Below are 26,639 nucleotides of genomic sequence, written 5' to 3' on the forward strand. Positions count from 1 at the left end.
ACGCGACAGCAAGGGAGACCCCTCGGCGGGGGTAACTCCCTTGCTGCCACGGTTCGTTGACCGGAGCCTGCGTCCGGGTCAGGTTTTCTTACGAGCCGTCATCGCCCGCTGGATCAGGATGAACGCGCACAGCAGCACGCCCGTGGCGATCTTCGTCCACCAGGAGCTGAGCGTGCCCTCGAACTGGATGATGCTCTTGATCAGGCCCAGGACGAGGACACCGAACAGGGTGCCGATCACATAGCCGGAGCCGCCCGTGAGCAGCGTGCCGCCGATGACGACCGCGGCGATCGCGTCGAGTTCCATGCCGGTGGCGTGCAGCGGGTCACCGGACTGGATGTAGAGGGTGAACAGCAGTCCGGCGAGCGCCGAGCAGAAGCCGCTGATCGTGTAGACGGCGATCTTCGTGCCGCCCTGCGGAAGGCCCATCAGCATGGCCGACTGCTCGTTGCCGCCGACGGCGTACACCCGGCGTCCGAAGCGCGTGTAGTGCAGGACGTAGAACGCCACGGCGAGGACGACCAGCGCGACGATCGCGCCGATCGAGAGGAAGCCCGCCCCCAGGTTCACCTGCGCCCCGGCCATGCTGCTCACCGAGGAGTCGCCGATGGAGATCGACTCCTTGCTGATGACCAGGCACAGGCCCCGGAAGAGGAAGAGGCCGGCGAGGGTCACGATGAAGGGCTGGATCTCGAAGTTGTGGATCACATAGCCCATCAGGAAGCCACCGAAGGCGCCCACGGCCAGCGCCATCGGGATGACGACCAGGATCGGCAGGCCCTGACGCTCCACCAGCCATGCCGTGAACATGGTGGTGAAGCCGATGACGGAGCCGACGGACAGGTCGATGCCGCCGGACAGGATGACAAAGGTGACCCCGACGGCGGCGACCAGCAGATAGCCGTTGTCGATGAACAGGTTCATGAAGACCTGTGCTTCGCCGAACCCGTAGTTCTGGTACCGGCTCAGGCCCGCCACGTACATCGCGAGGAAGAGCCCGGCCGTCACCAGGACGGGCAGCCGCCGGTCGCCGAGCAGCTGCGCGGCCTTGGACGGCGTACGGCTGTCCGGGGCCGTGGGGCGCTTGGTGGTCGTGGTCGTGCTCATCACGACACCTCCATCTTGGGAGCGGCCTCGGTCGTCTTGGCGGTCTGCGCCGGTGCCACGGCGGGCTGACCGGTGCCACCCTTCGCGCCGGGCTTGTTGCCGAACCTGCCGCCGAAGGCCTTGGCGCGGAACTTCGGGGACTGCAGCAGGCAGACGACGATGACGACGGCGGCCTTGAAGACCAGGTTGGTCTGGGTCGGCACGCCGATGGTGTAGATCGTGGTGGTCAGGGTCTGGATGACGAGGGCGCCGATCACCGTGCCGCCGATGGAGAACCGGCCGCCCAGCAGTGAGGTACCGCCGATCACCACGGCGAGGATCGCGTCGAGTTCGATCCACAGGCCGGCGTTGTTGCCGTCCGCGGCCGAGGTGTTGGAGCTGATCATCAGGCCCGCGATGCCCGCGCACAGCGCGCAGAACACGTACACCATGATCTTGATACGGCGGGACCTGATGCCCACAAGGCGGCTGGCCTCGGCGTTGCCGCCGACCGACTCGACGAGCAGGCCGAGCGCCGTCTTGCGGGTCAGCACCACGGTGACGGCGACGACCGCCGCGACCACGAAGATGGAGAAGGGAAGCGTCAGCCAGTAGCCGCCGCCGATGAGCTTGTACGGCTCGCTGTTGATGGTGATGATCTGGCCGTCGGTGACCAGCTGGGCGACACCGCGTCCGGCGACCATGATGATCAGCGTGGCGATGATCGGCTGGATGCCCATACGGGCGACCAGGAAGCCGTTCCACAGTCCGCAGACGACCGCCGCCAGCAGACCGATGCCGATGGCGAAGAACACCCCGGACAGGGCGCTCTGGTCGGACTGGTCACTGATGTACGAACAGGTCAGGGCCCCGGTGATGGCGACCACGGCGCCGACCGAGAGGTCTATGCCCCCGGTGGCGATGACCAGGGTCATGCCGACCGCCACCAGGATGAGGGGCGAGCCGAACAGCACGATCGAGACGAGGCTGCCGTGGAGGTGGCCGTTCGTCATGCGGATCGAGAAGAAGTCGGGGGTGAAGGGGACGTTGACGAGCAGCAGGACGACCAGGACCACGACCGGCCAGAACAGGTTGTGGTGCGTCAGCGCTCGCCATCGGGGTGTGGTGGTCACTGGTGCTCTCCGCTCGCGATGGTCTCCAGGATCCGGCTGGGAGTGATCTCGGGCCCGTTGGCGATCTGCGCGACCAGCTTGCGGTCTCGCAGCACTCCGATGGTGTGACTGAGCCGGAGTACTTCCTCCAGCTCGGCCGCGATGTACAGCACGGACATGCCCTCTTCGGAGAGTGAGACGACGAGCTTCTGGATCTCCGTCTTCGCGCCGACGTCGATGCCGCGCGTCGGTTCGTCCAGGATCAGCAGCTTCGGCTGGGTGATCAGCCAGCGGGCGAGCAGTACCTTCTGCTGGTTGCCGCCGCTGAGCTGGCCGACGCGGGCCTCCGGGTTGGCGGGGCGGATGTCCAGCGCCTTGATGTACTTGGCGACGAGTTCGTCCCGCTGGGAGGCGGGGATGGGCCGGGTCCAGCCGCGGGCCGCCTGGAGGGCGAGGATGATGTTCTCGCGCACCGTCAGATCCGGTACGAGGCCCTCGCTCTTGCGGTTCTCCGAGCAGAACGCGACGCCCGCGCCGATCGCGTCGTTCGGGGCGCTCATCGAGACCTGCTTGCCGCCGATGGACACCTTGCCGCTGTCGGGCTGGTCGGCGCCGAAGAGCAGCCGGGCGAGTTCGGTACGGCCCGAGCCGAGCAGGCCGGCCAGTCCGACGACCTCGCCTTTCTTGATCTCCAGGTCGAAGGGGGCGATGCCGCCCGTCCTGCCGAGGCCGTCCGCCTTGACCAGCGTCTCGCCGACGTCGGAGCGCAGCTGGTGATCGTGGAGCTCCTCCAGCTGGTCCAGGGCCTTGCCGATCATGAGCTGGATCAGTCCGACCTGGTCGAGCTCGCTGACCATGTGCTCGCCGACGAGAGTGCCGTTGCGCAGGACGGTCATCCGGTCGCAGATCTCGTAGATCTGGTCGAGGAAGTGGGAGACGAACAGGATCGCGACGCCCTCGTCCCTCAACTGCCGCATCAGGCGGAACAGTTCGAGGACCTCGTCGCGGTCGAGGCTGGAGGTCGGCTCGTCCAGGACCAGCACCTTGGTGCCGGCTCCCGCGCCGTCGCTGTCGCCGGTGCCCACCGACCGTACGATCGCGACCAGTTGCTGCACGGCCAGCGGATACGAGGACAGGGGTGCGGTCACGTCGATGTCGAGGCCGAGCCGGTCGACCAGCTCCGCCGCTTCCTTGCGCATGCGGTTCCACTGGATGCGGCCGAAGCGGGTGGGTTCACGGCCGATGAAGATGTTCTCCGCCACCGACAGGTTGGGGCAGAGGTTCACCTCCTGGTAGACCGTGCTGATACCGGCCTGCTGCGCCTGCAGCGGGCTGTCGATCCGCACGGGCTGCCCGTCGAGGGTGATGGTGCCGTCGTCCAGCGAGTAGACACCGGTCAGCACCTTGATGAGGGTGGACTTCCCGGCTCCGTTCTCGCCCATCAGGGCGTGGATCTCGCCGGGGAAGAGCCGGAAGTCGACACCGGACAGAGCCCGTACCCCCGGAAACTCTTTGACTATGCCCGTCATCTCCAGGACGGGCTGCGGCTCTGCCATGGCAGCGCTCCTCTTGACTTTCGTTCAGGCCCGCAGGGAGCCTCCTGGCCGGCCCTCCGGACGGAGGGTTCGGTCGGGCGGAGGCTCCCTGCCGGTGGGTGCGGTCGGTCAGTACTTGCGGGTGGGGAGCGCTTCCTTGGCCTGGTCCTGCATGAAGTCGCTCTCCTTGGTCTTGATCCAGGGCTCGACCTTCTCGCCGTCCTTGACCTTCTGGACGACCTCCATCAGCTGGGGGCCGAGCAGCGGGTTGCACTCGACGATGGCGTTGATCTTGCCCTCGGACATGGCGACGAAGCCGTCCTTCACGCCGTCGACCGTGACGATCAGGATGTCCTTGCCGGGCTTCTTGCCGGCCGCCTCGATGGCCTGGATGGCGCCGATACCCATGTCGTCGTTGTGCGCGAACAGCACGTCGATGTCCGGGTTGGACTGCAGGAAGGCCGCCATGACCTGCTTGCCGCCGGCGCGGGTGAAGTCACCGGTCTGGCTGACGACGATCTTCCAGTCGTCCTTGTGGTCGGCGTCCATGACCTCCTTGAAGCCCTTGGCACGCTCGATCGCGGGGGCGGCACCGGTGGTGCCCTCCAGCTGTGCGATCTTCACGGCACCCTTGTGGCCGGCCTTCTCGAGGACCTTCTCCAGGATCCTGGCCGCGCGCCGGCCCTCGTCCGTGAAGTCCGAGCCGACGAGCGTGACGAACAGGGACTTGTCGTCGGTCTCGACGGAGCGGTCGGTGAGGACGACCGGGATCTTCTTGGCCTTGGCCTCCTTGAGCACCGCGTCCCAACCGGTGACGACCACCGGCGAGAAGGCTATGACGTCCACCTTCTGGGCGATGAAGCTGCGGATCGCGGAGATCTGGTTCTCCTGCTTCTGCTGCGCGTCGGAGAACTTGAGGTTGTAGCCCGCCTCCTTGGCCGACGCCTTCACCGAGTCGGTGTTGGCGCTGCGCCAGCCGCTCTCCGAGCCGACCTGGGAGAAGCCGAGGGTGAGCTTCTTGCCGCCGCTGCCGCCGGAGGAGGAGGTGGAGGAGCCCTCGTCCTCCTTGGCGCAGGCCGCCAGGCCGCCCGCAGCCGCCACGCCGACCGCCGCGGTGAGGAAGTTCCGTCTGTTGAGCATGTCTTCTCCTTTGAAGTGCCGGCCCGGCGATGGACCCGCTGTCACTCGGTGGTGCTGGTGGAACGGCCGGCCGCACTACGTCCAGCCTGTCGATCATTGTTCGAAATTCCGGTCACGGTGGTGCGTGCGAGGCGACCGGTTGCGCCCGCGTCAGTCGGGAGCGCCCTCCGGCTGGAGGGCGTACGGCGGTTGAGGGCCGTACGGAAAGGTACTGGCGCGGACGACGAGTTGGGGTTCGATGGCGATCCGGGCCGACCCGGAAGGAGCCCGGCCCTCCATGAGATCGAGGAGGAGGGCGATGCTCCGCTCGCCCACCGTCGAGAAGTCCTGCCGGACGGTGGTGAGCGGCGGAGCGAAGAACTCCGACTCCGGGATGTCGTCGAAGCCGACCACCGCCACGTCCTGGGGAGTTCTGACACCCGCTTCACGCAGGGCCCGCAACACCCCCAGTGCCATCTGGTCGTTGGAGACGAAGACGGCGGTCAGCCCCCGGCCCACCCAGCCGGCCAGTTCCTGGCCTGCACGGTAGCCCGACAGCGGACTCCAGTCTCCGCGGAGCAACACGGGCGGCTCGACATCCGCCGCTTCAAGGGTCGCCCGCCAGCCGGCGGCCCGGTCGGCCGCCTCCTGCCAGTCCTCGGGCCCGGCGAGATGCCAGACCTTGCGATGACCGGCGGCCAGCAGATGACCGGTGGCCAGCCGCGCGCCCAGCTGCTGGTCCACGTTGACGTTGGGGACCTCCGCGCCGGACCCGGTGCCCACGGCCACCACCGGGAAGGGGTGGCGGAGTTCGGCGAGTGCCTCGACCGCCGACCGCTGTGGGGCGATGGCGATGACACCCTCCACCCCGCCCTCGCTGAGGCGGTCCAGGGCCTCGGACAGCGTCTCCACCGTCAGCCTGCGCAGACTGACCGTCGAGACGAGATATCCCTCGGCACGCGCCGCCTCCTCCAGCGCGAACAACGTGCTGGCCGGCCCGTAGAGCGTGGTGTTGGAAGCGACCACACCCAGGGTCCGGGTGCGCCGGGTCGCCAGGGCCCGTGCGGAGAAGTTGCGGCGGTAGCCCATCTCCTCGATCGCGCGGAGCACCCTCGCCCGTGTCTCCTCCCGCACATTGGGGTGGTCCCCCAGTACGCGGGACACGGTCTGGTGGGACACCCCTGCCAGTCGTGCGACATCCGCCATGGTGGGCGGCCGAAGCTGTGCATGTGTCACGGCCGCACCTCCTTGGGATGCCGTTGAACACCGTTGGCCGGCGATGGCCGCCGACCGGTGAGTGCGGACGCCATTGTGAGCGCTAACAATCCATGGCGGTCAAGAGAGCTGCAAGGAGAAGGCGTCACGGTTGAATAACACGGCAGAAGGTGCAGGTCGAAGCGGAGGCCGGCTGCGGCGGCCGAGCGCCTCCGCGGCGAAAGCCCCGGCCATGCGGTATTGACGTGCGGTTCCTCATGGCCGTACATCGATGGGGGGCGGCAACTCCCTTGGTGTGTGCGGGACTTGGACAACGTTGTTAATGCCGTCCGCCGACGGCTCGACGACGGTGGTCGTACGTGTGAGCAACGGTCGCCGTACGCACGAGTAGCCATACACGCGCGAAGTCGTACACACACGGAGGTGCACGCCGAAGAGGCCGCACCCATGCCGGTGGGTGCGGCCTCTGCCTGCCGTCCGAGGGGGCCGGCAGTCGTCAGAGCTTGACGATCATCTTGCCGGTGTTGTCGCCGCGCAGGACGCCGAGGAACGCCTCCAGGTTGTTCTCGATGCCCTCAACTACCGTCTCGCGGTACTTCAGTTCGCCGGAGCGGACCCAGGAGCCGACCTCCTGGACGAACTCGGGCTGGAGGTCGTAGTGGTCGCCGACCAGAACACCCTCGACGCGGAGCCGGTTCTGCAGGATCTTGACCATGTTGCGCGGGCCGGGAGTCGGCTCGGTCGCGTTGTACTGCGAGATCATGCCGCAGATCACGGCCCGGCCCCGCAGGTTGAGCGCGCCGATCGCGGCCTCGAGGTGCTCGCCGCCGACGTTGTCGAAGTAGACGTCGATGCCGTCCGGGGCGGCCTCCTTGAGCTGCTCCCAGACCGGGCCGTTCTTGTAGTTGAAGGCGGCGTCGAAGCCGTACTCCTCGACGAGCAGCTTGACCTTCTCGTCGGACCCGGCGGACCCGATGACCCGCGAGGCGCCCTTGAGCTTGGCGATCTGGCCGACCTGGCTGCCGACGGCACCGGCCGCGCCGGAGACGAAGACCGCGTCGCCCTCCTTGAAGGCGCCGACGCGCAGCAGACCCGCGTACGCGGTCAGGCCCGTCATACCGAGCACACCGAGGTATGTGCTCAGCGGCGCCGCCTCGGGGTCGACCTTGACCGCCTGCTTGGCGTCCACGACGGCGTACTCCCGCCAGCCGAAGAAGTGCAGGACGTGGTCGCCGACCGCGAAGCCCTCGGCGTTCGAGGCGATGACCTCGCCGACGGCACCGCCCTGCATGGGCTCGCCGAGTTCGTAGGGCGCGACGTACGACTTCGCGGCGCTCATACGGCCGCGCATGTACGGGTCCACGCTGAGGTACTGGTTGCGTACCAGCACCTGGCCCGGACCCGGCTGCTCGACCTCGGTCTCGACGAGGGAGAAGTCCTCGGGCTTGGGCCAGCCGACGGGGCGGCTGAGAAGGTGCCATTCGCGGTTGATCATGAGAGCCTTTCCATTTACTTCAGTACCTGAAACAAGCATGCTCCCGAATATTTCAGGTTGTCAAGTAATGGGGGTACGCTGAAGCCCATGGCCACTCCGCAGAAGACCCGCCCCGACGCCCTGACCCTGGAGGTCGTCGATCTCATCGGCACGGTGGTGGCCCGCTATCACGAGGAGTACGACGACGCCGCCGCCGAGCACGCGTTGACCGGGGCGCAGGCGCGGTTGCTGAGCCTGCTCTCGCTGGAGCCGTTGCCCATGCGAAGGCTGGCCCAGAAGCTCAAGTGCGAGCCGTCGAACGTGACCGGGATAGTGGACCGGCTGGAGTCGCGCGGACTGGTCGAGCGGCGGCCCGATCCGGGCGACCGTCGCGTGAAGCTGGCGGCGGTGACGGACGAAGGGCGACGGGTCGCCCGGAGCCTCCGCGAGTCGCTGCACTTCGCGCGTGAACCCCTGGCGGGACTGTCGCGGGATGAGCGGTTGGCTCTGCGGAACTTGCTGCTGCGGATGCTGGGGACTCCGTCCTGAGGCTGGGGCGCCTACGGGGTGGGGAGTTGGGGGCCGCGGGCGGGTGCGGGTTCGCCGTGGCCGGTCGCGCAGTTCCCCGCGCCCCTTAGGGGCCTGCGGCCCCCTCGGGGCGCGGCCCGAACCGTGGCGCACCCGAGAGCATCCCTCTCCTACAGCCGAACAGTGGGGACAGAAAGCTCCATAACGGGACAGACGACGCACGACGCGGCACAAAATTAGAACCATTCTTTTTCTTGAACCGTTCGTGTTTGTAGGGGTAGGTTGGGCGCCATGACCGCCTCCCAGTCCCCGACCACCGCCGAGGAGCTGCGCGGTGTCGGCCTCCGGGTGACGGCCGCCCGCGTCGCGCTGCTCGAGACTGTCCGCCGCGGCGACCACCTCGGAGTCGAGGCGATCGCCTCCGGGGTGCGGGAGCGCGTGGGCCACGTCTCCCTGCAGGCCGTGTACGAGGGCCTGCACGCGCTCGCCGCGACGGGACTCGTACGCCGTATCGAACCGCCCGGCAGCCCGGCCCGGTTCGAGGGGCGTGTCGGGGACAACCATCACCACCTCGTGTGCCGGTCGTGCGGCGTCCTCGCCGACGTCGACTGCGCGGTCGGCCACGCCCCCTGCCTCACCGCATCGGACCACCGCGGCTTCGCCGTCGACGAGGCTGAGGTCATCTACTGGGGCCTGTGCCCCGACTGTTCCACCCCCGCGGTACCTGAGCACCGTGATCACTAGTAGTTCGGAAGGATTCCCCCATGGCCGAGAACCCCGACGCAATCGTCACCGATCCCAAGGCGGAGGGCGCGGGCGGCTGCCCGGTCGCGCACGGGCGTGCCCTGCACCCCACGCAGGGTGGCGGCAACCGCCAGTGGTGGCCTGAGCGGCTCAACCTGAAGATCCTTGCCAAGAACCCCGCCGTGGCGAACCCGCTGGGCGAGGAGTTCGACTACGCCGAGGCGTTCAAGAACCTCGACCTGGCGGCGGTGAAGCAGGACATCGCGGAGGTGCTCACCACCTCGCAGGACTGGTGGCCCGCCGACTTCGGCAACTACGGCCCGCTGATGATCCGTATGGCCTGGCACAGCGCCGGCACCTACCGCATCAGCGACGGCCGCGGCGGCGCCGGGGCCGGGCAGCAGCGCTTCGCCCCGCTCAACAGCTGGCCGGACAACGGCAACCTGGACAAGGCGCGCCGTCTGCTGTGGCCGGTCAAGAAGAAGTACGGCCAGAGCATCTCCTGGGCCGACCTCATGATCCTCACCGGCAACGTCGCCCTGGAGCAGATGGGCTTCGAGACCTTCGGCTTCGCCGGCGGCCGTGAGGACGTCTGGGAGCCCGAGGAGGACGTGTACTGGGGCCCCGAGACCACCTGGCTCGACGACCAGCGCTACAGCGGTGACCGCGAGCTGGAGAACCCCCTCGGCGCCGTCCAGATGGGCCTCATCTACGTCAACCCGGAGGGCCCGAACGGCAACCCGGACCCGATCGCCGCGGCCCGCGACATCCGCGAGACGTTCCGCCGGATGGCGATGAACGACGAGGAGACGGTCGCCCTGATCGCGGGCGGTCACACCTTCGGCAAGACGCACGGTGCGGGCCCGGCGGACGCCGTCGGCAACGACCCCGAGGCCGCCTCCATGGAGGAGCAGGGCCTGGGCTGGAAGAGCACCCACGGCACCGGCAAGGGCGGCGACGCCATCACCTCCGGCCTGGAGGTGACGTGGACGGAGACGCCCACGCAGTGGAGCAACAACTTCTTCAAGAACCTCTTCGAGTACGAGTACGAGCTCACCCAGAGCCCGGCCGGCGCGAACCAGTGGGTGGCGAAGAACGCCGAGGCGATCATCCCCGACGCGCACGACGCGTCGAAGACGAAGCTCCCGATGATGCTCACCACCGACCTGTCGCTGCGCTTCGACCCGATCTACGAGCCGATCGCCCGCCGCTTCTACGAGAACCCGGACCAGTTCGCGGACGCCTTCGCCCGCGCCTGGTACAAGCTGACCCACCGCGACATGGGCCCGAAGTCGCTGTACCTCGGCCCGGAGGTCCCGGAGGAGACCCTGCTGTGGCAGGACCCGCTGCCTCAGGCCGAGGGTGAGGCCATCGACGCCGCGGACATCACGGCCCTCAAGGCCAAGCTCCTCGACTCGGGTCTGACCGTCTCGCAGCTGGTCAGCACCGCGTGGGCGTCGGCCTCGACGTTCCGCGGCAGCGACAAGCGCGGCGGCGCCAACGGTGCGCGCATCCGCCTGGAGCCGCAGCGCAGCTGGGAGGCCAACGACCCCGACCAGCTCGCGACGGTCCTGCGCACCCTGGAGAGCATCCAGCAGGAGTTCAACTCCGGCGCCAAGAAGGTCTCCCTGGCCGACCTGATCGTGCTCGGCGGCTCGGCGGCCGTGGAGAAGGCCGCCAAGGACGCGGGCGTCGACATCGAGGTGCCCTTCACCCCGGGCCGCGTGGACGCGACGGAGGAGCACACCGACGCGGAGTCGTTCGCCGCGCTCGAGCCGTCCGCCGACGGGTTCCGCAACTACCACGGCAAGGGCAACCGGCTGCCGGCCGAGTACCTGCTGCTCGACCGTGCCAACCTGCTCACCCTGAGCGCCCCCGAGACGACGGCCCTCGTCGGTGGCCTGCGCGTCCTGGGCGCCACCCACCAGCAGTCGCAGCTCGGCGTGCTCACCGAGACGCCCGGCAAGCTGACGAACGACTTCTTCGTCAACCTGCTCGACCTGGGCACGACGTGGAAGGCGACGTCCGCCGACCAGACCACGTTCGAGGGGCGCGACGCCGCCACGGGCGAGGTCAAGTGGACGGGCACCCGTGCCGACCTGGTCTTCGGCTCGAACTCCGAGCTGCGTGCGCTCGCCGAGGTCTACGCGAGCGATGACGCCAAGGAGAAGTTCGTGAAGGACTTCGTCGGGGCGTGGGACAAGGTCATGAACCTGGACCGGTTCGACCTCGTCTGATCGCTCCGGTCATTCCGAGGACCTGAGTACGACGTCCGGGCCGGCCCGCTGGGGCCGGCCCGGACGTTCTCTGTTCCGGCCGCCCGGACGTTCTCAGTTCCGGCCGACGAGACGAGCCGGACCGGCGTGCGAAGCTACGAGCACCAGAACAAAACCCGCCTGCACGTCTCCGAAGGCGTCGGCTTCGGAGACGGAGGCTTCGTCGTCGGCTGGGGATCCGGTGTGTCGGGGTCCGGCGGGGCGGTGGTCGGGTCCGGGGCCTCGGGCGTGGGGTCCTCCGACTGCTGCGTGGGCGAGGGCTTCTGGGTCTTGCCCTCGCCCTTGCCCTTCCGCTTCTTCGATTCCGAAGGCGAGGGAGAAGCCGACGCTTGTGGCGACTCCGTGTCCGTCACGGCGGAGCCCGCCGCCCCACCCTCCGACGAGCCCGGCGACCCGTCCTCCGACGCCCCCGAACCCGAGCCCTCGTCGTCCGTGGCACTGTTCGGCTGCCCCGAAGGTGCCTCCCTGCCCAGCTCCGCCAGGCTCAGCCCGCCCGCGGCGAGCAGCAGCCCCGCCCCGATCAGCAGTGCCCGCTGCCTACGACGCCGATGCAGCGCGGCCCGCCGGTCCCGCCGGGTCCCCGGCACCCCACGACGGGACCTGCGTGCCCTGGGAGGAGCGTCGGAGGAGCCGTGGGAGTCGTCGTCGTACGCGTCGTCGTGCGCGTCGTCGTGCGCGTCGTCGTGCGCGTCGTCGTGCGCGTCGCCGCCCAGGGAGGCAGCCGCCCCGTCCCGCGCGTCCGATGCGGCCAGCGACTCGACGTATGCCCGGCAGGCTTCGGCAGGGGTGCCGCACCCCGGGCAGGCGAGAGCGCCGTTGAGGTGCCGTTCGCACGGCTGGCAGTAGTCCATGTCGCCGGAAGACTAAATTCCGGACAGGTAACGTTAATAGGGCCAGCTGTGAAAGTTGTGTAGGGAACGGCCAGTTCAGGCATGCCGCAGGGGGGACAGCACGCACCATCCCCCACCATCCCACCGTTATCGCGTCGAAACCGTTACGCGTTCGACCGCTCGACCCATTGACACTCCGACCGCGATTTCCTTACTGTCGCGACAGCATTTCGAACGAGTGACGAAATTTCGAACAGAGCCGAAGAGTACAGGGAGCGACTGCCGTGCGCATCACTGGAATCAGCACGCACGTGGTAGGGACGCCATGGCGGAACCTGACCTACGTCCAGGTGCACACCGACGAAGGACTCACCGGAGTCGGTGAGACCCGCATGCTGGGCCATACCGACGCGCTGCTCGGCTATCTGCACGAGGCACAGACCAACCACATTCTCGGGTCGGACCCGTTCGCTGTCGAGGACCTCGTCAAGCGCATGAAGTACGGCGACTACGGCCGCGCGGGCGAGATCGTGATGTCCGGTATCGCGGTGATCGAGATGGCCTGCTGGGACATCAAGGGCAAGGCTCTCGGCGTCCCTGTCTGGCAGTTGCTCGGCGGCAAGGTCACCGACAAGGTCAAGGCGTACGCCAACGGCTGGTACACCACCGAGCGGACCCCGGAGGCGTACCACAAGGCCGCGCAGGAGGTCATGGCGCGCGGCTACAAGGCCCTCAAGATCGACCCCTTCGGCACCGGTCACTTCGAGCTGGACCACGAGGCGACCCTCTACTCCATCTCGCTCATCGAGGCCGTACGGGACGCGATCGGGCCCGACGCCGAGCTGATGCTGGAGATGCACGGCCGCTTCTCCCCCGCCACCGCCGTCCGGCTCGCCAAGGAGCTCGCGCCCTTCAAGCCGGCCTGGCTGGAGGAGCCGGTTCCGCCGGAGAACCTCAAGGCGCTGGAGAAGGTGGCGGCGAAGGTGGACATGCCGGTCGCGACCGGTGAGCGCATCCACGACCGCATCGAGTTCCGCGAGCTCTTCGAGAGCCAGGCCGTGGACATCATCCAGCCCGACGTCGGCCACATCGGCGGCATCTGGGAGACGCGCAAGCTCGCCGCGACCGCCGAGACCCACTACATGCTCGTCGCCCCGCACAACGTGGGTGGCCCGGTCCTCACCGCCGCTTCCCTCCAGGTCGGCTTCAGCTCCCCGAACTTCAAGATCCTCGAGCACTTCAACGACTTCGCGGACGCGGAGATCAAGAAGGTCGTCAAGGGCGCGCCCCAGGTCGTGGACGGCTACTTCCACCTCTCCGACGCCCCCGGCCTCGGCGTCGAGCTGGACACGGACGCGGCGGCCGAGTTCCCGCAGCAGCAGGCCCGCTTCGACCTGTGGGCCGACGGCTGGGAGCAGCGCAAGCCTTCCTCGCAGGGCGGTGCCGAGTGACGGCGCCCGGCACCGGGGTGGGCCGCGGGCTGCGGCTGGCCCGGCACCGCCGACCGGCGCCGCGGTGGTCACGCGCCGCCGCGGCGGTCCGAAGGGGCGGCCACCGCCCCTTCGGAACCCCGACACGCCACGTCGACATGGAGCAGTCATGAGCGCCGCCGCCCAGGCCGTCGTCATCGAGGCGCCGGGCGAGCACCGGCTCGTGCCTCACGAGTCCGTCGCTCCAGCCGCCGGGGAGGCCCTCGTACGGGTCCACGCGAGCGGCATCTGCGGCAGTGACCGTGAGGTGTACCAGGGCAACAGGCCCGAGGGGTACGTCCGTTACCCGCTCACGCCGGGCCACGAGTGGTCCGGCACGGTCGAGGCCGTGGGGCCCGGGGTTCCGGAGTCCCTCGTCGGGCGCAAGGTGGTGGGTGAGGGCTTCCGCAACTGCCAGGTCTGCGACCGCTGCCACGCGGGCGAGACGACCCTGTGCACCGCGGGGTACGAGGAGACGGGCTTCACGCAGCCCGGCGCTATGGCGGCCACGCTGACGCTCCCGGCACGGCTGCTCCATGTCCTCTCCGACGACGCGGACCTGACCGCCGCCGCCCTGCTGGAGCCGGCCGCCTGCATCGCGGCCGCCGCGCTCAAGGCGAACGCCCGGCCGGGCGAGAAGGTGGCCGTCGTCGGCACCGGGACACTCGGGATGTTCGCCGTGCAGTTCCTGAAGGCGGGCTCCCCGGGTGAGCTGCTCGTGGTCGGCACCCGCCCGGACCGCGCGGTCCTCTCCAAGGACTTCGGCGCCACGGACTTCCGTACCAAGGACGAACCGCTCCCCGACGACTTCGACGTCGTCATCGAGACCGCCGGGTCCGCAGACGCGGCCCGCACCGCCGCCTCGCTGCTCAGGCGTGGCGGACGGCTCGTCCTGACCGGTATCCCGGCTCCGGGTGCCGACGGACTCGATCCCACCGATCTCGTCGTACGGCAGCTGGAGGTGCACACCGTGTTCGGTGCGGCTCCGGAGGCCTGGGCGCACACGGTGCGAGTGTTCGGTGCCGGTCTGCTGAATCCGCTGCCGCTGGTCACCCACGAGCTGCCGCTGGAGGAGTTCGCGCACGCCATCGAGCTCGTCGGCTCCGGCGACCCGAAGGTCGGCAAGGTGCTGATCAAGCCATAGTTCCCGTGGCGCCCGCACCGCCCCACGAGCCGCACGCCGGTACGGAGACCCTGACACTCCGTACCGGCGTGCTTCCACTGACACGAACCATGTCCGAAACATCGAACGCGAAGAAGGACAGTTGTGACCGACGCCTCCGCCACGGCCGCCCGTCGACCCGGTGAGCCGCAGCTCGCCGCGCTCGGCCTGAGCGCGCCCGCCCTCGATCCCGCCGACGCCTCACCGCACAGCTTCCCCGGAGGTGGCCGTTGGCGCACCGAGATCCCTTCGTGCGAGGGTCCCGAGGCGCTGGCCGTGGTCCTCAAGGAGTCCTCGCGCCTCGATGTGCCGATCCACCGGATCAGCCAGGGCAGCGGTGTATGGATGCTGTCCGACGCCGAGATCACCGAGATGGTCGAGGCCACCGCGGAGCGCGACATCGAGCTCTGCCTGTTCACGGGCCCCCGCGGCACCTGGGACATCGGCGGCTCGACCCGTACCGACTCCCGCGGCGGGGGGCTGCGCGCCCGCGGTCATGACGCGGTCGCCGGGTGTCTTGAAGACGCCGTTCGCGCAACGGAGTTGGGCGTAAAGTGCCTCCTCGTGGCTGACGAGGGCGTGCTGTGGACCCTGCACCGGGCACGTGCGGCCGGCATCATCCCCGCCGACACGACGCTCAAGGTCTCCGCGCTGATCGGCCCGGTCAACCCTGCGGCGTACGCGGTGTACGAGCAGCTCGGCGGGGACTCGATCAATGTGCCCAGCGATCTGACCCTGGACCATCTCACGGAGATCCGCCGGGTCAGCGCGGCCCCCATGGACATGTACATTGAGGCCCCGGACGATCTCGGCGGCTATGTGCGGATGTACGAGGTCGCCGAGCTGATCCGGCGCGGCGCCCCGCTCTACCTGAAGTTCGGCCTGTCCAAGGCCCCCGGGATCTACCCCTACGGGGCCCACATGCGGGATCTGACCCTGAGCACGGCCAAGGAGCGGGTGCGGCGCGGTCGGCTCGCTCTCGACCTGCTCGCGCGGCACGGAGCGGACGGCGAGATGGCGCCGCTGGGCTCGAGGCTGCCCGGAAAGCTGAACCGGTTCGAAATTCCCTCATAACGTTCCGGATAAACCCTCTTCACAAAAGCTCACGCAGCCGCACACAATCCGACAGCCTCGTCAGATCGATCCGGCGCACCCTCACGTATCAAGGATGATGATCATGCGCAACCGCAGAAGTGCCCTCGCTGCCATAGCCGCGGCCTCTTCCCTCGCCCTCACCCTCTCCGCCTGTGGCCAGAACAGTGATGGTGGCAGCGAAGACACCAAGGGCGACGCCAAGGGCTCCACGGTGGGGATCGCCATGCCCACCAAGTCCTCCGAGCGTTGGATCGCCGACGGCGCCAACGTCGAGAAGGGCCTGAAGGCCAAGGGCTACAAGACGAAGCTGGTCTACGGTGAGGACGACCCGGACCAGCAGGTCTCACAGATCGAGAACCTGATCACCCAGGGTGTCAGCGCGCTGATCGTCGCGGCGATCGACAACAAGTCGCTGGACAACGTTCTCCAGCAGGCCGCCGACGCCGACATCCCGGTGATCTCCTACGACCGTCTGATCCTCGGCACCGAGAACGTCGACTACTACGCCTCCTTCGACAACGAGAAGGTCGGCGAGCTCCAGGGCGGCTACATCGTCGAGAAGCTCGGTCTGAAGGACGGCAGCAAGAAGGGCCCGTTCAACGTCGAGCTGTTCGCGGGCTCGAACGACGACAACAACACCAAGTACTTCTTCCAGGGCGCGATGAACGTCCTGCAGCCGTACATCGACAAGAAGCAGCTGGTGGTCAGGTCGGGCCAGACCAAGCTGAACCAGGTCACGACCCTGCGCTGGGACGGTGGCACCGCCCAGAAGCGCATGGACGACCTGCTGACCGCCGCGTACAAGAAGGAGCGCGTCGACGCGGTGCTCTCGCCCTACGACGGCATCTCCATCGGCATCCTCTCGGCGCTGAAGTCCGACGACTACGGCTCCAAGGCCAAGCCGCTGCCGATCGTCACCGGCCAGGACGCCGAGGTCGCCTCGGTGAAGTCGATCATCGCGGACGAGCAGAGGCAGACCGTCTACAAGGACACCCGCCAGCTCGCCGAGGTCGCCACCAACATGGTCGACTCCGTGCTGAACGACAAGAAGCCCGAGGTCAACGACACCAAGACCTATGACAACGGTGCGAAGGTCGTGCCCGCCTTCCTGCTCGAGCCCGTCAGCGTCGACAAGACCAACTACCAGAAGGTCGTCGTCGACTCGGGTTACATCAAGGAAAGCGACCTGAAGTAACCGCCGTTTCTCAAGGATTGGAAGGCACGACCATGGCGGGACCCGTCCTGGAAATGCGCTCGATCGTCAAGACCTTTCCCGGCGTCAAAGCGCTGTCGGACGTCACACTGACCGTCCAGCAGGGCGAGGTCCATGCCATCTGTGGGGAGAACGGCGCCGGCAAGTCGACCTTGATGAAGGTCCTCTCCGGCGTCCACCCGCACGGCAGTTACGAAGGAGACATCCTCTTCGAGGGTGAGCTCTGCTCCTTCAAGGACATCAGGGCGAGCGAGCAGCACGGCATTGTGATCATTCACCAGGAGCTTGCCCTGGTGCCGTATCTCTCCATCGCGGAGAACATCTTCCTCGGCAACGAGCACGCCACGCGCGGGCTAATCAGCTGGAGCGAGACGCTGAAGCACGGCTCCGAGCTGATGCGGCGAGTCGGACTGGGCGAGCACCCCGACACCCGCGTCGCCGACATCGGCGTGGGCAAGCAGCAGCTCGTCGAGATCGCGAAGGCGCTGTCGAAGAAGGTGAAGCTGCTCATCCTCGACGAGCCGACCGCGGCTCTGAACGACGAGGACAGCGGCAAACTCCTGGATCTGATCCTGGAGTTGAAGAAGCAGGGCATCACCTCGATCATCATCTCCCACAAGCTCAACGAGATCCGCAAGGTCGCGGACTCGGTGACGATCCTGCGCGACGGGCGCTCCATCGAGACGCTCGACGTGAAGGCTCCGGAGACGACCGAGGACCGGATCATCAGCGGCATGGTCGGCCGCGATCTCGAACACCGCTTCCCGGAGCGGACGCCGCATCACCCTGAGGAGGGTGCGGCGCCCGCCCTGGAGATCCGCAACTGGACCGCGCACCACCCGATCGACCAGCAGCGCAAGGTGGTCGACGACGTGTCGATCTCCGTGCGGCGCGGGGAGATCGTCGGGATCGCGGGACTGATGGGGGCGGGCCGTACCGAACTCGCGATGAGCGTCTTCGGGCGCACGTACGGCCGGTACGCGGGCGGCACGGTCCTCAAGGACGGCAAGGAGATCCGTACCAAAACCGTCCCGGAGGCGGTCAAGCACGGGATCGCGTACGTCACCGAGGACCGCAAGCACTACGGGCTCAACCTCATCGACACCATCAACCGCAACATCTCGCTGAGCGCCCTGAACAAGGTCTCGAAGCGCGGGGTCGTCGACGAGCACGAGGAGCGCCAGGTCGCCGAGGGCTTCCGCAAGTCCATGAACATCAAGGCGCCGACGGTCTTCGAGCCGGTGGGCAAGTTGTCCGGCGGCAATCAGCAGAAGGTCGTCCTCAGCAAGTGGATCTTCGCGGGTCCGGATGTGCTGATCCTGGACGAGCCGACGCGTGGCATCGACGTGGGTGCCAAGTTCGAGATCTATACGGTCATCGACAAATTGGCGGCCGAGGGCAAAGCGGTCGTCTTCATCTCCTCCGAGCTGCCCGAGCTGCTCGGTATGTGCGACCGCATCTACACCATGGCCGCGGGACGACTGACGGGTGAGTTCTCGCGGGCCGAGGCTTCGCAGGAAGTGCTGATGCGTCAGATGACAAAGGACAAAGAGGTAACACGATGAGCACGGATGTGACCGCCAAGACCCCGGCCGGCGCGCCGCCGGGCAAGAGCGGATCGGCTGCGGACGACGGTCTGCTGAAGCTGATGCTGGACGGCATGCGCCGCAACATGCGGCAGTACGGCATGCTGATCGCCCTCGGCCTGATCGTGGCGCTGTTCGCCGTGTGGACCGACGGCGACCTGCTCCTGCCGCGCAACGTCTCCAACCTGGTGCTGCAGAACAGCTACATCCTGATCCTCGCGATCGGCATGATGCTCGTCATCATCGCGGGCCATATCGACCTGTCGGTCGGCTCGCTCACCGCGTTCGTCGGCTCGATCGCCGCGGTACTGATGGTCAACAACGACATCGCCTGGCCAGTGGCCGTGGTCATGTGCCTGGCGCTGGGAGCGGCCGCAGGCGCGATGCAGGGCTTCTTCATCGCGTATCTGGGGATACCGTCCTTCATCGTCACCCTTGCCGGAATGCTGCTCTTCCGCGGTCTGACCGAGATCTTCCTGGAGGGCCAGACCATCGGCCCGTTCCCGAAGGGGCTGCAGAAGGTCGCCAACGGCTTCCTGCCCGAGGTCGGCCCGAACACCAACTACCACAACCTCACCCTGCTGCTCGGCTTCGCGCTGATCGCGTTCGTGGTGCTCCAGGAGATGCGCGACCGCAAGCGTCAGCAGGAGTTCGCCCTGGACGTGCCGCCGGCCAAGCTCTTCATCCTCAAGCTTGTCGCGCTGGTCGCCGCCATCCTCACCGTCACGATGCTGCTCGCCAGTTACAAGGGCACTCCGGTGGTGCTGCTGATCCTCGGTGTGCTGGTCGTCGGCTTCGGCTATGTGATGCGCAACGCCGTCATCGGCCGCCATGTGTACGCGATCGGCGGCAACCTGCCCGCGGCCAAGCTGTCGGGTGTGAAGGACAAGAAGGTCACCTTCCTGGTCTTCCTGAACATGGGCATGATGGCAGCCCTGGCGGGAATGGTCTTCGCGGCCCGCTTCAACGCGGCCTCGCCCAAGGCCGGTCTCAACTTCGAACTCGAGGCGATCGCCGCCTCGTTCATCGGCGGCGCCTCCATGAGCGGCGGCGTCGGCACGGTCCTCGGCGCCATCATCGGCGGCCTCGTCCTGGGCGTGCTGAACAACGGCATGAACCTCGTCGGCGTCGGCACCGACTGGCAGCAGGTCATCAAGGGCGTCGTGCTGCTGGCAGCGGTCGGCTTCGACGTGTGGAACAAGCGCAAGGTCGGTTCGTAAATCCATCTGTACGAGGTACGGGGGCCCTTGTGGGCCCCCGTACCCATGTCCGCCCACGGCCACAGGAGGCAGGAAGCCGGTGAAGGAGCTTTTCGGCAAGCTCGCCGACGGGACGAAGATCTACCGCTGGTCGCTGGAGAACGGCGGCACACGCCTGAAGGTCCTCTCCTACGGCGGCATCGTCCAGTCCCTGGAGATCCCCGACAGCCGCGGCCGGTACGCGAACGTGTCCCTCGGTTTCGCCAACATCGAGGACTACGTGGCCTCCAGCCCGTACTTCGGCGCACTGATCGGCCGGTACGGAAACCGCCTGGACAAGGGCAAGTTCACCCTGGACGGCAAGGCGTACCAGGTGGACGTCAACGACGGCGAGAACAGCCTGCACGGCGGCGCCGAGGGCTTCGACAAGCGGGTGTGGGACATCGAGCCCTTCACCGAGGGCTCCGACGTCGGCCTGTACCTGCACCACACGTCCGTCGACGGCGAGATGGGCTATCCCGGCACGCTGAAGACGAAGGTCACGTACACCCTGACCCAGCAGGGCGACTGGCGCATCGACTACGAGGCCACCACCGACCGGACGACGGTCGTCAACCTCACCAACCACGTGTACTGGAACCTCGCGGGCGAGAGCAGCGGTTCCATCCACGACCACGAGCTGACGATCGCCGCCTCCCGCTACACCCCGGTCGGCAAGGGCCTCATCCCCACCGGTGAGCTTGCCCCCGTCGCGGGCACCCCCTTCGACTTCCGCGTCAAGAAGACCGTCGGCGGGGACCTCCGCGGGGCGCACCAGCAGCTGCTGCACGCGCAGGGCATCGACCACAACCTGGTGCTCGACAAGGGCGTCACGGCCGAGCCCGAGCACATCGCGACGCTGAGCGACCCGTCGTCGGGCCGCACCCTGTCGATCTCGACGACCGAGCCGGGCGTGCAGTTCTACTCCGGGAACTTCCTCGACGGGACGCTCGTCGGCACCGGCGGCACCGTGTACCGCCAGGGCGACGCGCTGTGCCTGGAGACCCAGCACTTCCCCGACTCGCCGAACCAGCCGGAGTTCCCGTCCACCACGCTCCGGCCGGGCCAGACGTACCGCTCGGCGACTGTCCACTCGTTCGGCCGCTGAAACGTTCCGGGAGAACAAATCTCCCCAGGTTTCCCATCAGTTGAACACAGCCCCATTTTCGCCCGTACAAGAGGGCGGCCCGCATCATGTCCGCGCGGGCCGCCCCCACGGACGGAGGGTCCATGGCCGACAACGTCACCTCGCTTTTCCGCACCGGCGCGCACAGCCCCTCGATGGCCGCGCTGGCACGAGAGAGCGGGGAGTCGGGTCCGCTGGACTTCTGCATCCCGTGCAATCCGTACTTTCCGACGCCCGCGATGTTCGACGAGCTGACGCACCGGCTCCGCGAGATCATCACGTTCTACCCGAGCAGCGCCGACACCATCACCGGTGAGCTGTGCAATCTGCTCCAACTGCCCCCGCAGTGTGTCGCGATGGGCAACGGATCGACCGAACTGATCACCTGGATCGACCACTTGCTGGTCCGCGAGTCCCTGGCCATCCCCGTACCCACCTTCGGCCGCTGGACCGACCAGCCGATGGAGACCGGCAAGCGCGTCGACATGTTCCCGCTCCAGGAGAGCAACGGCTTCGCCCTCGACCCGGCCCAGTACATCCAGTTCATCCGCTCCCGCGGCAGCCGGGTCGCCGTCATCTGCAACCCGAACAACCCCGACGGCGGCTTCCTGCCCCGCCAGACGATCCTCGCCTTCTGCGACGCCCTCGCCGATCTGGACCTGATCATCATCGACGAGTCGTTCCTGGAGTTCGCCGACGCGGAGGCCGAGCCGAGCGTCGTCGAGGACGCGGTGATGCGCCCCAACGTGGTCGTGCTGCGCAGCCTCGGCAAGAACTTCGGCCTGCACGGCATCCGCTTCGGCTACCTGGTCGCCAACCCGTCCCTGGCCGGCAAGATCCGCTCCATGCTGCCGAAGTGGAACCTCAACTCCTTCGCGGAGACTGTGGTGTTCATGCTCCGGGACCATGGCGCCGAGTATCTGGAGAGCCTGCACCAGGTCCGCCGCGACCGCCTCGACATGGCCCGCCAGCTGTCCCAGCTGCCCGGTCTGACCGTGTATCCGTCCCAGGGCAACTTCCTCTTCGTGCGCCTCCCCGTGGGCGCCGAGGGCACCGTGGTCCGGGATCAGTTGCTCACCGAGCACCGGATCCTGGTCCGCGAGTGCGGCAACAAGATCGGCTCGTCCAGTCGCTTCCTGCGACTCGTGGTCCGGCCTCAGGTGGATGTGCGTCGCCTGGTGTCCGGCCTGGAGTCGGTGCTCTACGGGTCCAGGAGGGGAGCCGCCGTGCCCGAGCCGAACAACAACTACAGCTCGGGTACGGCGGCCGTGGACCGGCTCGTCAGCTCCACGAACGGATCGGGCATGCAGGGCCTCGCGGCCGCGGCCCAGGGGCAGGGGCAGGACCAGCGGCAACAGCAGCCGCAGTTGGCGCCGGTCGCCCAGTGGCCGCAACAGCAACAGCAACAGCAACCTCAACTGGCGCCCGTGGCTCAGGAGCGGCAGCAGCAGGGGCTGCTTACCGCTGTGGGCGCCATGGGGCAGGGACAGGGGCAGAGGCAGGGGCAGGGGCAGGGGCAGGGTTTTGGTCAGCAAGGCCAACAGCCTCAGCAGCAGCCGATGACCGCGATGGCTCAGGCCCAGCAGCAGGCCGGTCTGAGTCCCGTGGGCGCGGGTCAACCCCAGCAGCAGCCGGGTCTGAGCCCGGTGGCCGCGAACGGCCAGCCCCAGCAGGAACCTTGGCTGACCCCCGTGGGCCAGCCTCAGCCCCAACAGCAGCAGCCGGGCCTCACGCCGGTCGCCCAGCCCGGCCCGCAGCCGATGCCGCAGCCCACCCGCTGGCCGGCCGCCGCCGCGTCCCGCGGCACCCCTTGGCCGGAAGCGCCCGCGAACAACCGGGTCGGCTGACCGACGAGCCGGACCGGTTGCCCGGAGGCCTCGCTCTTCCCGCGACGAGGCCTCCGCCGGCCGGGAGGATCGGGCGAGTCGCCCAGGACCTTCGCCAGCAGGTCCCATGTCCTCCCGGCCGTGGCGCTCCGCTGGGTTGGGCGGTTTTAAACTGCGGGTGCGTTGGGGCTGGTCGCGCAGTTCCCCGCGCCCCTAAAAGGGAAGGCCTGCGGCCTCCTTTAGGGGCGCGGATACCGCACCGGACTTCATCAAGGCCGCTCAGGCCGGTCGTAGCTGCCACTGCTGGCAGTTGTTGTTCAGCCAGGCCCACTGCCGTACGTCCGCTCCGTCGGCGGTGGAGCAGTCGGTGACGTCGGCGACCTTGCCGGTGGCCTGGTTGACGATCCGTACGTAGCCGCCGCTCGTGGCGTGGAACCGGAACCGCTGGCAGGTGTTGTTCAGCCACGACCACTGGCGCAGGTCGGCGCCGTCGGCCGAGGAGCAGTCCGCCGTGTCCAGCACCTTGCCGCTGGCGACGTTCACCAGACGGTGTGTGTCGTCGCCAAGGTCCTCCAGACGCCAGCGCTGGTTGTTGCCGCCGCTGCACGCCCACTGCTGCACATTGGCTCCGTCGGCGCTGGAACTGCCCGCCACATCAAGGCACTTGCCGCTGTTGCGGTTGACGACCGTGTACGTCGTCGAGGCGGCGGACGGCTCCCCCGAGGGCCCGGGGAGCGAGGCGCCGAGCCTCACCGGCGTACCGAAGTTCGGCGTACCGTCCGAGTTCCAGCTGATCTTCTGCGCCCGCGCCGTACGCCCGTTGTCGCAGCCCTCGCTCGCCTGGTCGTTGGCGTGGTAGACGAACCAGTCCTCGGCGCCGTCGGGCGACTTGAAGTGGCCGTGGTGGCCGGGCCCGTAGACGCCGTTGGCGTCGTTGCGCTGGAAGACGGGCGTGGACTTCTTCGTCCAGGAGGCGGCGGCCAGGGGGTTGGAGCCGGTGAGGGTGAGCTGGCCGAGCTTGTAGTCGGGGGTCCAGCAGCCGCTCGCCGAGTAGATCAGCCGTGTCGTCCCGTTCCGCTGGAGGATCTCGGGGCCCTCGTTGACCGGGGCGCCCGAGCGCTCCCAGTCGTGCGTGGGCGTGGAGATCGTCGTGAAGGAGCCGCTGACCGTGTACGGGTTGGACATCCGGGCGGCGACCAGGTTCTGCGTACCGCCGCCGCTCGCGCTGCCGAACAGGTACAGGCTTCCGTTGATGGTCGCCACGGTCGGGTCGAGCATCCAGGTGCTGCCCAGCTGGTTCTTGTGCGTGTACGGGCCCATCGGGTCCGAGCCGGCGCTCTCCAGCACGTGGGTGCGCTGGGTGGGGATGTAGTCGGAGACGTTCTGGCCCGCGACGTAGTACAGGTACCAGCGGCCGTTCAGGAAGTGCAGCTCCGGCGCCCAGATGTTGCAGCAGCGCGAGGCCGCGTCACCCGTCCACACCTGGATGCTCGGCGCGCTCGACAGACCGGCGAGCGTCGGCGACTTGCGGATGGTGATGGCGTCCGTCCAACTCGTCGTCACCAGGTAGTAGTTGCCGTTGTGGTACGAGATCCAGGGGTCGGCGCCCTTCTGGGCCTTGACCGGGTTCGTGAAGGAGGCGGCGCTCGCGGAGTACTGCCCGAAGGACAGCGCGAGCAGCAGGGCCGCCAGCAGGGTCAGTAGGCGACGGGCCATCCGCTGCTCCAGTTCAGAAGGTTGATGCCGAGCTTGGGAGTGCCGTTGTCCTGGCCGTCGTAGTAGTGGTAGACGATCAGGTCGCCGTCCGCGTCGTTCATGATCGACTGACCACCGGGGCCGATGTACCGGCCGTGCGACTCCAGCACGGGCGTACCGCCGTTGTTCATCATGGCGACGCCGTTCTTGTCGCGGTACGGCCCGGTGATGCTGGTGGCGCGGCCGACCTTGACCTTGTACGTGGAGCTGGTGCCGGCGCAGCAGGTGTCGTACGAGGCGAAGAGGTAGTAGTAGCCGTTGCGCTTGACGATGTAGGGCGCCTCGACGGCCTTGGTCCCGGTCGGGCGGGACGCGAGGGAGTACCGGGTGGTGTTGGAGGAGAGTTGCTTCCCGGTGGACGGATTGATCTGGATCATCTTGATCCCGGTCCACCAACTGCCGAACGACAGCCACCACTTGCCGTCGTCGTTCACGAAGAGGTTCGGGTCGATGGCGTTGTAGTCGGTCGACGAGCTCGACGTGTAGACGACGCCCTGGTCACTCCAGCTGCCCGGTTGGCCGGTCGTCGACGTCGCAAGCCCGATCGCCGAGTTCTGGGAGCCGAAGGACGAGACGGAGTAGTACATCAGGTACTTGCCGCCGTGGTACGAGATGTCGGGCGCCCAGGCCTCCGGCACGGAGGAGTAGTTCCGCCACCAGCTGGGCTTGCTGGAGAAGGCGTCGGCGCCGTTCCTGAAGGCGGTGCGGTCGCCGGATGTCTTGCTGGAGATGCCGCCGCCGGTGGCGTAGAGCAGGTACTGGCCGGACGAGGTGCGGATCATCGTCGGGTCATGGGTGACGATGTCGCCGGTGACGCGGCCGGGGTTCGGGTACGCGGACGCCGTGCTCGGGACGAGGGCGAGCAGGATCGCGGCGGGAATGGCGAGGAGGGTGGTTCTGCGGGGGGTTCGCCCAGGGGTTCTGCGAGCGGTTCTTCGGGAGGTGCGGCTCACGCGGATCCTCCTACGAGTGGGGGTCGATCTACGGAGGTCGTTCGATATCCTGAACAGCGGTCACGACTTCGAACGGACCGTAGAATCGAACCCCTTGCGCGTCAACGGTTTGCGCAGCAACTTCCCTTACACCGGTCATCGAACGGCCTTCGACAACTCACCGGTCGCACAAGCGGCTTGACGTCACGGCGGGGGCGGCTGGGTCGGCGGGCCGACTGCGCGAACTACGCGAACTGGCGCCTACGGCGGTGGTGTGAGCCGCAGCCGTAGGCGACCGCGTGGCGAAAGGGCTCCGGTTCCGGCTCCGGCGGAGCATGAACCCTTGGCCGGCCTTGAAGGACGGCTCATGGTGTGCCGCCCGGCAGGACGACCGTCGGGACGGTCCCACGCGGACGCACGTACCCCAGATCGTCCACGCATGGTGGACCCATGACCCGTACCCCCCGAAAATCGTGAACAGAAAGCAGGAAGATGCCCTTCAGGCACTCAAACGAGCAATGCGTGAACACCACGGGGAGAAGCGCTCACGCTTTTGGGGATCAACCCCCGCGGCGTAGCGCGACGAAGACGAATTCCAGCCCTGGCCGGTCAGGCGCGTCCCGAACGTCCTCCACCACGTACCCCAGCGCGGCCAACTCCACCTCCGCCTCCTCCCGTTCACGGAATCGCAGGGTCGAGTCCGAGGTCATCACCTGCCCGTCCGCAGCGAACACATAGGTCGAGCGGAACGTCACCAGAGGCTCGCTGACTTCGATCAACTCGACCCAGTGCTCGACAGCGCCGACGCCCGGAATCTCCGTAACGCGGTACGAGGCCTCCCGGTTCCACGCCTCCCAGGCGCGCTTCGCGGGATCCCGGGTCTCGAACACGAACCGCCCGCCCGGCCGCAGCACGTCATGGACCCCTCGCAGGGTCTCCTGCCAGACCTGGGGGTCGACGATGGCCTGGGCGGCGTTCCCCGTCATGGTCGCGAGGTCAACTCGCAGCGACGGAAGCGCAGTTGCATCGCCATGGATCCAGCGCACCCGCTCGCCACCCGGCTTGGCCCGGGCCACATCGAGGGACGCGGCGGCAGGATCAACACCGACGACCTCGATCCCACGATCGGCCAGCCGAAGCGCGAACACGCCCGTCCCACAACCGACATCCAGCACCCGACGCGCCCCGAACTCCTCGACCACACGGACGTACGCATCGAGATCGCGGCGATCGGAATCAACGGCGTCGTAGATCGCAGCGAGCCGCGGATGCCCGAACAACTCGTCAGCCATGCGACCGAACGTATCCGGAGATGACA

Annotated in this window: 21 protein-coding genes; 11 read left to right on the plus strand and 10 right to left on the minus strand. The window is 67.9% G+C overall.

Going from position 1 to position 26,639, the window contains the following annotated elements; genetic code table 11:
- Window positions 1-78: 78 nt before the first annotated feature.
- The 6 genes from yjfF to OP79_RS15130 all read right to left on the minus strand — a co-directional run bounded on the left by yjfF (window position 79) and on the right by OP79_RS15130 (window position 7,562).
- The gene (yjfF, locus tag OP79_RS15105; protein ID WP_033320697.1) at window positions 79-1,107 is read right to left on the minus strand and encodes a galactofuranose ABC transporter, permease protein YjfF; all 1,029 of its coding nucleotides are present in this window, start codon (window positions 1,105-1,107) and stop codon (window positions 79-81) included.
- Window positions 1,107-2,219, minus strand: a complete 1,113-nt coding sequence (locus OP79_RS15110; protein ID WP_033320698.1) for an ABC transporter permease — start codon at window positions 2,217-2,219, stop codon at window positions 1,107-1,109. Before OP79_RS15110 ends, yjfF begins: the two co-directional genes overlap by 1 nt.
- A complete protein-coding gene (locus OP79_RS15115; protein ID WP_033320699.1) occupies window positions 2,216-3,754 on the minus strand; it encodes a sugar ABC transporter ATP-binding protein in 1,539 nt (512 codons plus the stop codon). The genes OP79_RS15110 and OP79_RS15115 overlap by 4 nt, the downstream gene beginning before the upstream one ends.
- 108 nt (window positions 3,755-3,862) lie before the next feature.
- Window positions 3,863-4,873 carry an ABC transporter substrate-binding protein gene (locus tag OP79_RS15120; protein WP_033320700.1) on the minus strand — a complete coding sequence of 337 codons (1,011 nt, stop codon included), beginning with the start codon at window positions 4,871-4,873 and terminating at the stop codon, window positions 3,863-3,865.
- A 150-nt stretch (window positions 4,874-5,023) separates the two neighbouring features.
- Entirely contained in the window at window positions 5,024-6,088 is a 1,065-nt protein-coding gene (locus tag OP79_RS15125; RefSeq protein ID WP_033320701.1) for a LacI family DNA-binding transcriptional regulator, read from the minus strand.
- Window positions 6,089-6,563: 475 nt separating this feature from the next.
- A complete protein-coding gene (locus OP79_RS15130) occupies window positions 6,564-7,562 on the minus strand; it encodes an NADP-dependent oxidoreductase (RefSeq protein WP_033320702.1) in 999 nt (332 codons plus the stop codon).
- An 87-nt stretch (window positions 7,563-7,649) separates the two neighbouring features.
- On the opposite strand from OP79_RS15130, the gene OP79_RS15135 reads away from it, so the two are divergent.
- The 3 genes from OP79_RS15135 (at window position 7,650) to katG (ending at window position 11,050) form a co-directional block, all read left to right on the plus strand.
- Window positions 7,650-8,090, plus strand: coding sequence for a MarR family winged helix-turn-helix transcriptional regulator (locus OP79_RS15135; RefSeq protein WP_033320703.1), 441 nt, complete (start codon window positions 7,650-7,652; stop codon window positions 8,088-8,090).
- 270 nt (window positions 8,091-8,360) lie between these two features.
- Window positions 8,361-8,813 carry a Fur family transcriptional regulator gene (locus OP79_RS15140; protein WP_033320704.1) on the plus strand — a complete coding sequence of 151 codons (453 nt, stop codon included), beginning with the start codon at window positions 8,361-8,363 and terminating at the stop codon, window positions 8,811-8,813.
- 20 nt (window positions 8,814-8,833) lie between these two features.
- Window positions 8,834-11,050 carry a catalase/peroxidase HPI gene (katG, locus tag OP79_RS15145; RefSeq protein WP_033320705.1) on the plus strand — a complete coding sequence of 739 codons (2,217 nt, stop codon included), beginning with the start codon at window positions 8,834-8,836 and terminating at the stop codon, window positions 11,048-11,050.
- Between the two features lie 134 nt (window positions 11,051-11,184).
- Here the strand turns inward: katG and OP79_RS15150 are convergent, their stop codons facing one another.
- A complete protein-coding gene (locus OP79_RS15150) occupies window positions 11,185-11,940 on the minus strand; it encodes an SCO2400 family protein (protein WP_033320706.1) in 756 nt (251 codons plus the stop codon).
- Between the two features lie 263 nt (window positions 11,941-12,203).
- Between OP79_RS15150 and OP79_RS15155 the strand changes: the two genes are divergently transcribed.
- The 8 genes from OP79_RS15155 to OP79_RS15190 all read left to right on the plus strand — a co-directional run bounded on the left by OP79_RS15155 (window position 12,204) and on the right by OP79_RS15190 (window position 22,655).
- Window positions 12,204-13,370 carry a mandelate racemase/muconate lactonizing enzyme family protein gene (locus tag OP79_RS15155; RefSeq protein WP_033320707.1) on the plus strand — a complete coding sequence of 389 codons (1,167 nt, stop codon included), beginning with the start codon at window positions 12,204-12,206 and terminating at the stop codon, window positions 13,368-13,370.
- 148 nt (window positions 13,371-13,518) lie between these two features.
- Window positions 13,519-14,532 (plus strand): zinc-dependent alcohol dehydrogenase, encoded by a 1,014-nt coding sequence (locus OP79_RS15160; protein WP_033320708.1) that lies wholly within the window; start codon window positions 13,519-13,521, stop codon window positions 14,530-14,532.
- Between the two features lie 123 nt (window positions 14,533-14,655).
- Entirely contained in the window at window positions 14,656-15,624 is a 969-nt protein-coding gene (locus OP79_RS15165) for a hypothetical protein (RefSeq protein WP_033320709.1), read from the plus strand.
- Window positions 15,625-15,727: 103 nt separating this feature from the next.
- The gene (chvE, locus tag OP79_RS15170) at window positions 15,728-16,840 is read left to right on the plus strand and encodes a multiple monosaccharide ABC transporter substrate-binding protein (protein WP_425428571.1); all 1,113 of its coding nucleotides are present in this window, start codon (window positions 15,728-15,730) and stop codon (window positions 16,838-16,840) included.
- Between the two features lie 32 nt (window positions 16,841-16,872).
- Window positions 16,873-18,423: a multiple monosaccharide ABC transporter ATP-binding protein gene (gene mmsA / locus OP79_RS15175; RefSeq protein WP_033320783.1), complete on the plus strand. Its 1,551-nt coding sequence runs from the start codon at window positions 16,873-16,875 to the stop codon at window positions 18,421-18,423.
- Window positions 18,420-19,664, plus strand: a complete 1,245-nt coding sequence (mmsB, locus tag OP79_RS15180) for a multiple monosaccharide ABC transporter permease (protein WP_033320711.1) — start codon at window positions 18,420-18,422, stop codon at window positions 19,662-19,664. The genes mmsA and mmsB overlap by 4 nt, the downstream gene beginning before the upstream one ends.
- Window positions 19,665-19,668: 4 nt before the next feature.
- The gene (locus OP79_RS15185) at window positions 19,669-20,790 is read left to right on the plus strand and encodes an aldose epimerase family protein (protein ID WP_051744671.1); all 1,122 of its coding nucleotides are present in this window, start codon (window positions 19,669-19,671) and stop codon (window positions 20,788-20,790) included.
- 122 nt (window positions 20,791-20,912) lie between these two features.
- The gene (locus OP79_RS15190) at window positions 20,913-22,655 is read left to right on the plus strand and encodes a pyridoxal phosphate-dependent aminotransferase (RefSeq protein WP_078491802.1); all 1,743 of its coding nucleotides are present in this window, start codon (window positions 20,913-20,915) and stop codon (window positions 22,653-22,655) included.
- Window positions 22,656-22,913: 258 nt separating this feature from the next.
- Here the strand turns inward: OP79_RS15190 and OP79_RS15195 are convergent, their stop codons facing one another.
- From OP79_RS15195 to OP79_RS15205, 3 genes are all read right to left on the minus strand, one after another.
- A complete protein-coding gene (locus OP79_RS15195; protein ID WP_033320713.1) occupies window positions 22,914-24,350 on the minus strand; it encodes a family 43 glycosylhydrolase in 1,437 nt (478 codons plus the stop codon).
- Window positions 24,332-25,342, minus strand: coding sequence for an arabinan endo-1,5-alpha-L-arabinosidase (locus OP79_RS15200; protein ID WP_051744672.1), 1,011 nt, complete (start codon window positions 25,340-25,342; stop codon window positions 24,332-24,334). The genes OP79_RS15195 and OP79_RS15200 overlap by 19 nt, the downstream gene beginning before the upstream one ends.
- A 539-nt stretch (window positions 25,343-25,881) precedes the next feature.
- Window positions 25,882-26,613, minus strand: a complete 732-nt coding sequence (locus tag OP79_RS15205; RefSeq protein WP_033320714.1) for a class I SAM-dependent methyltransferase — start codon at window positions 26,611-26,613, stop codon at window positions 25,882-25,884.
- Window positions 26,614-26,639: the final 26 nt, after the last annotated feature.

The sequence above is a fragment of the Streptomyces yerevanensis genome (genome assembly GCF_000716805.1).
Lineage (GTDB): Bacteria > Actinomycetota > Actinomycetes > Streptomycetales > Streptomycetaceae > Streptomyces > Streptomyces flaveus.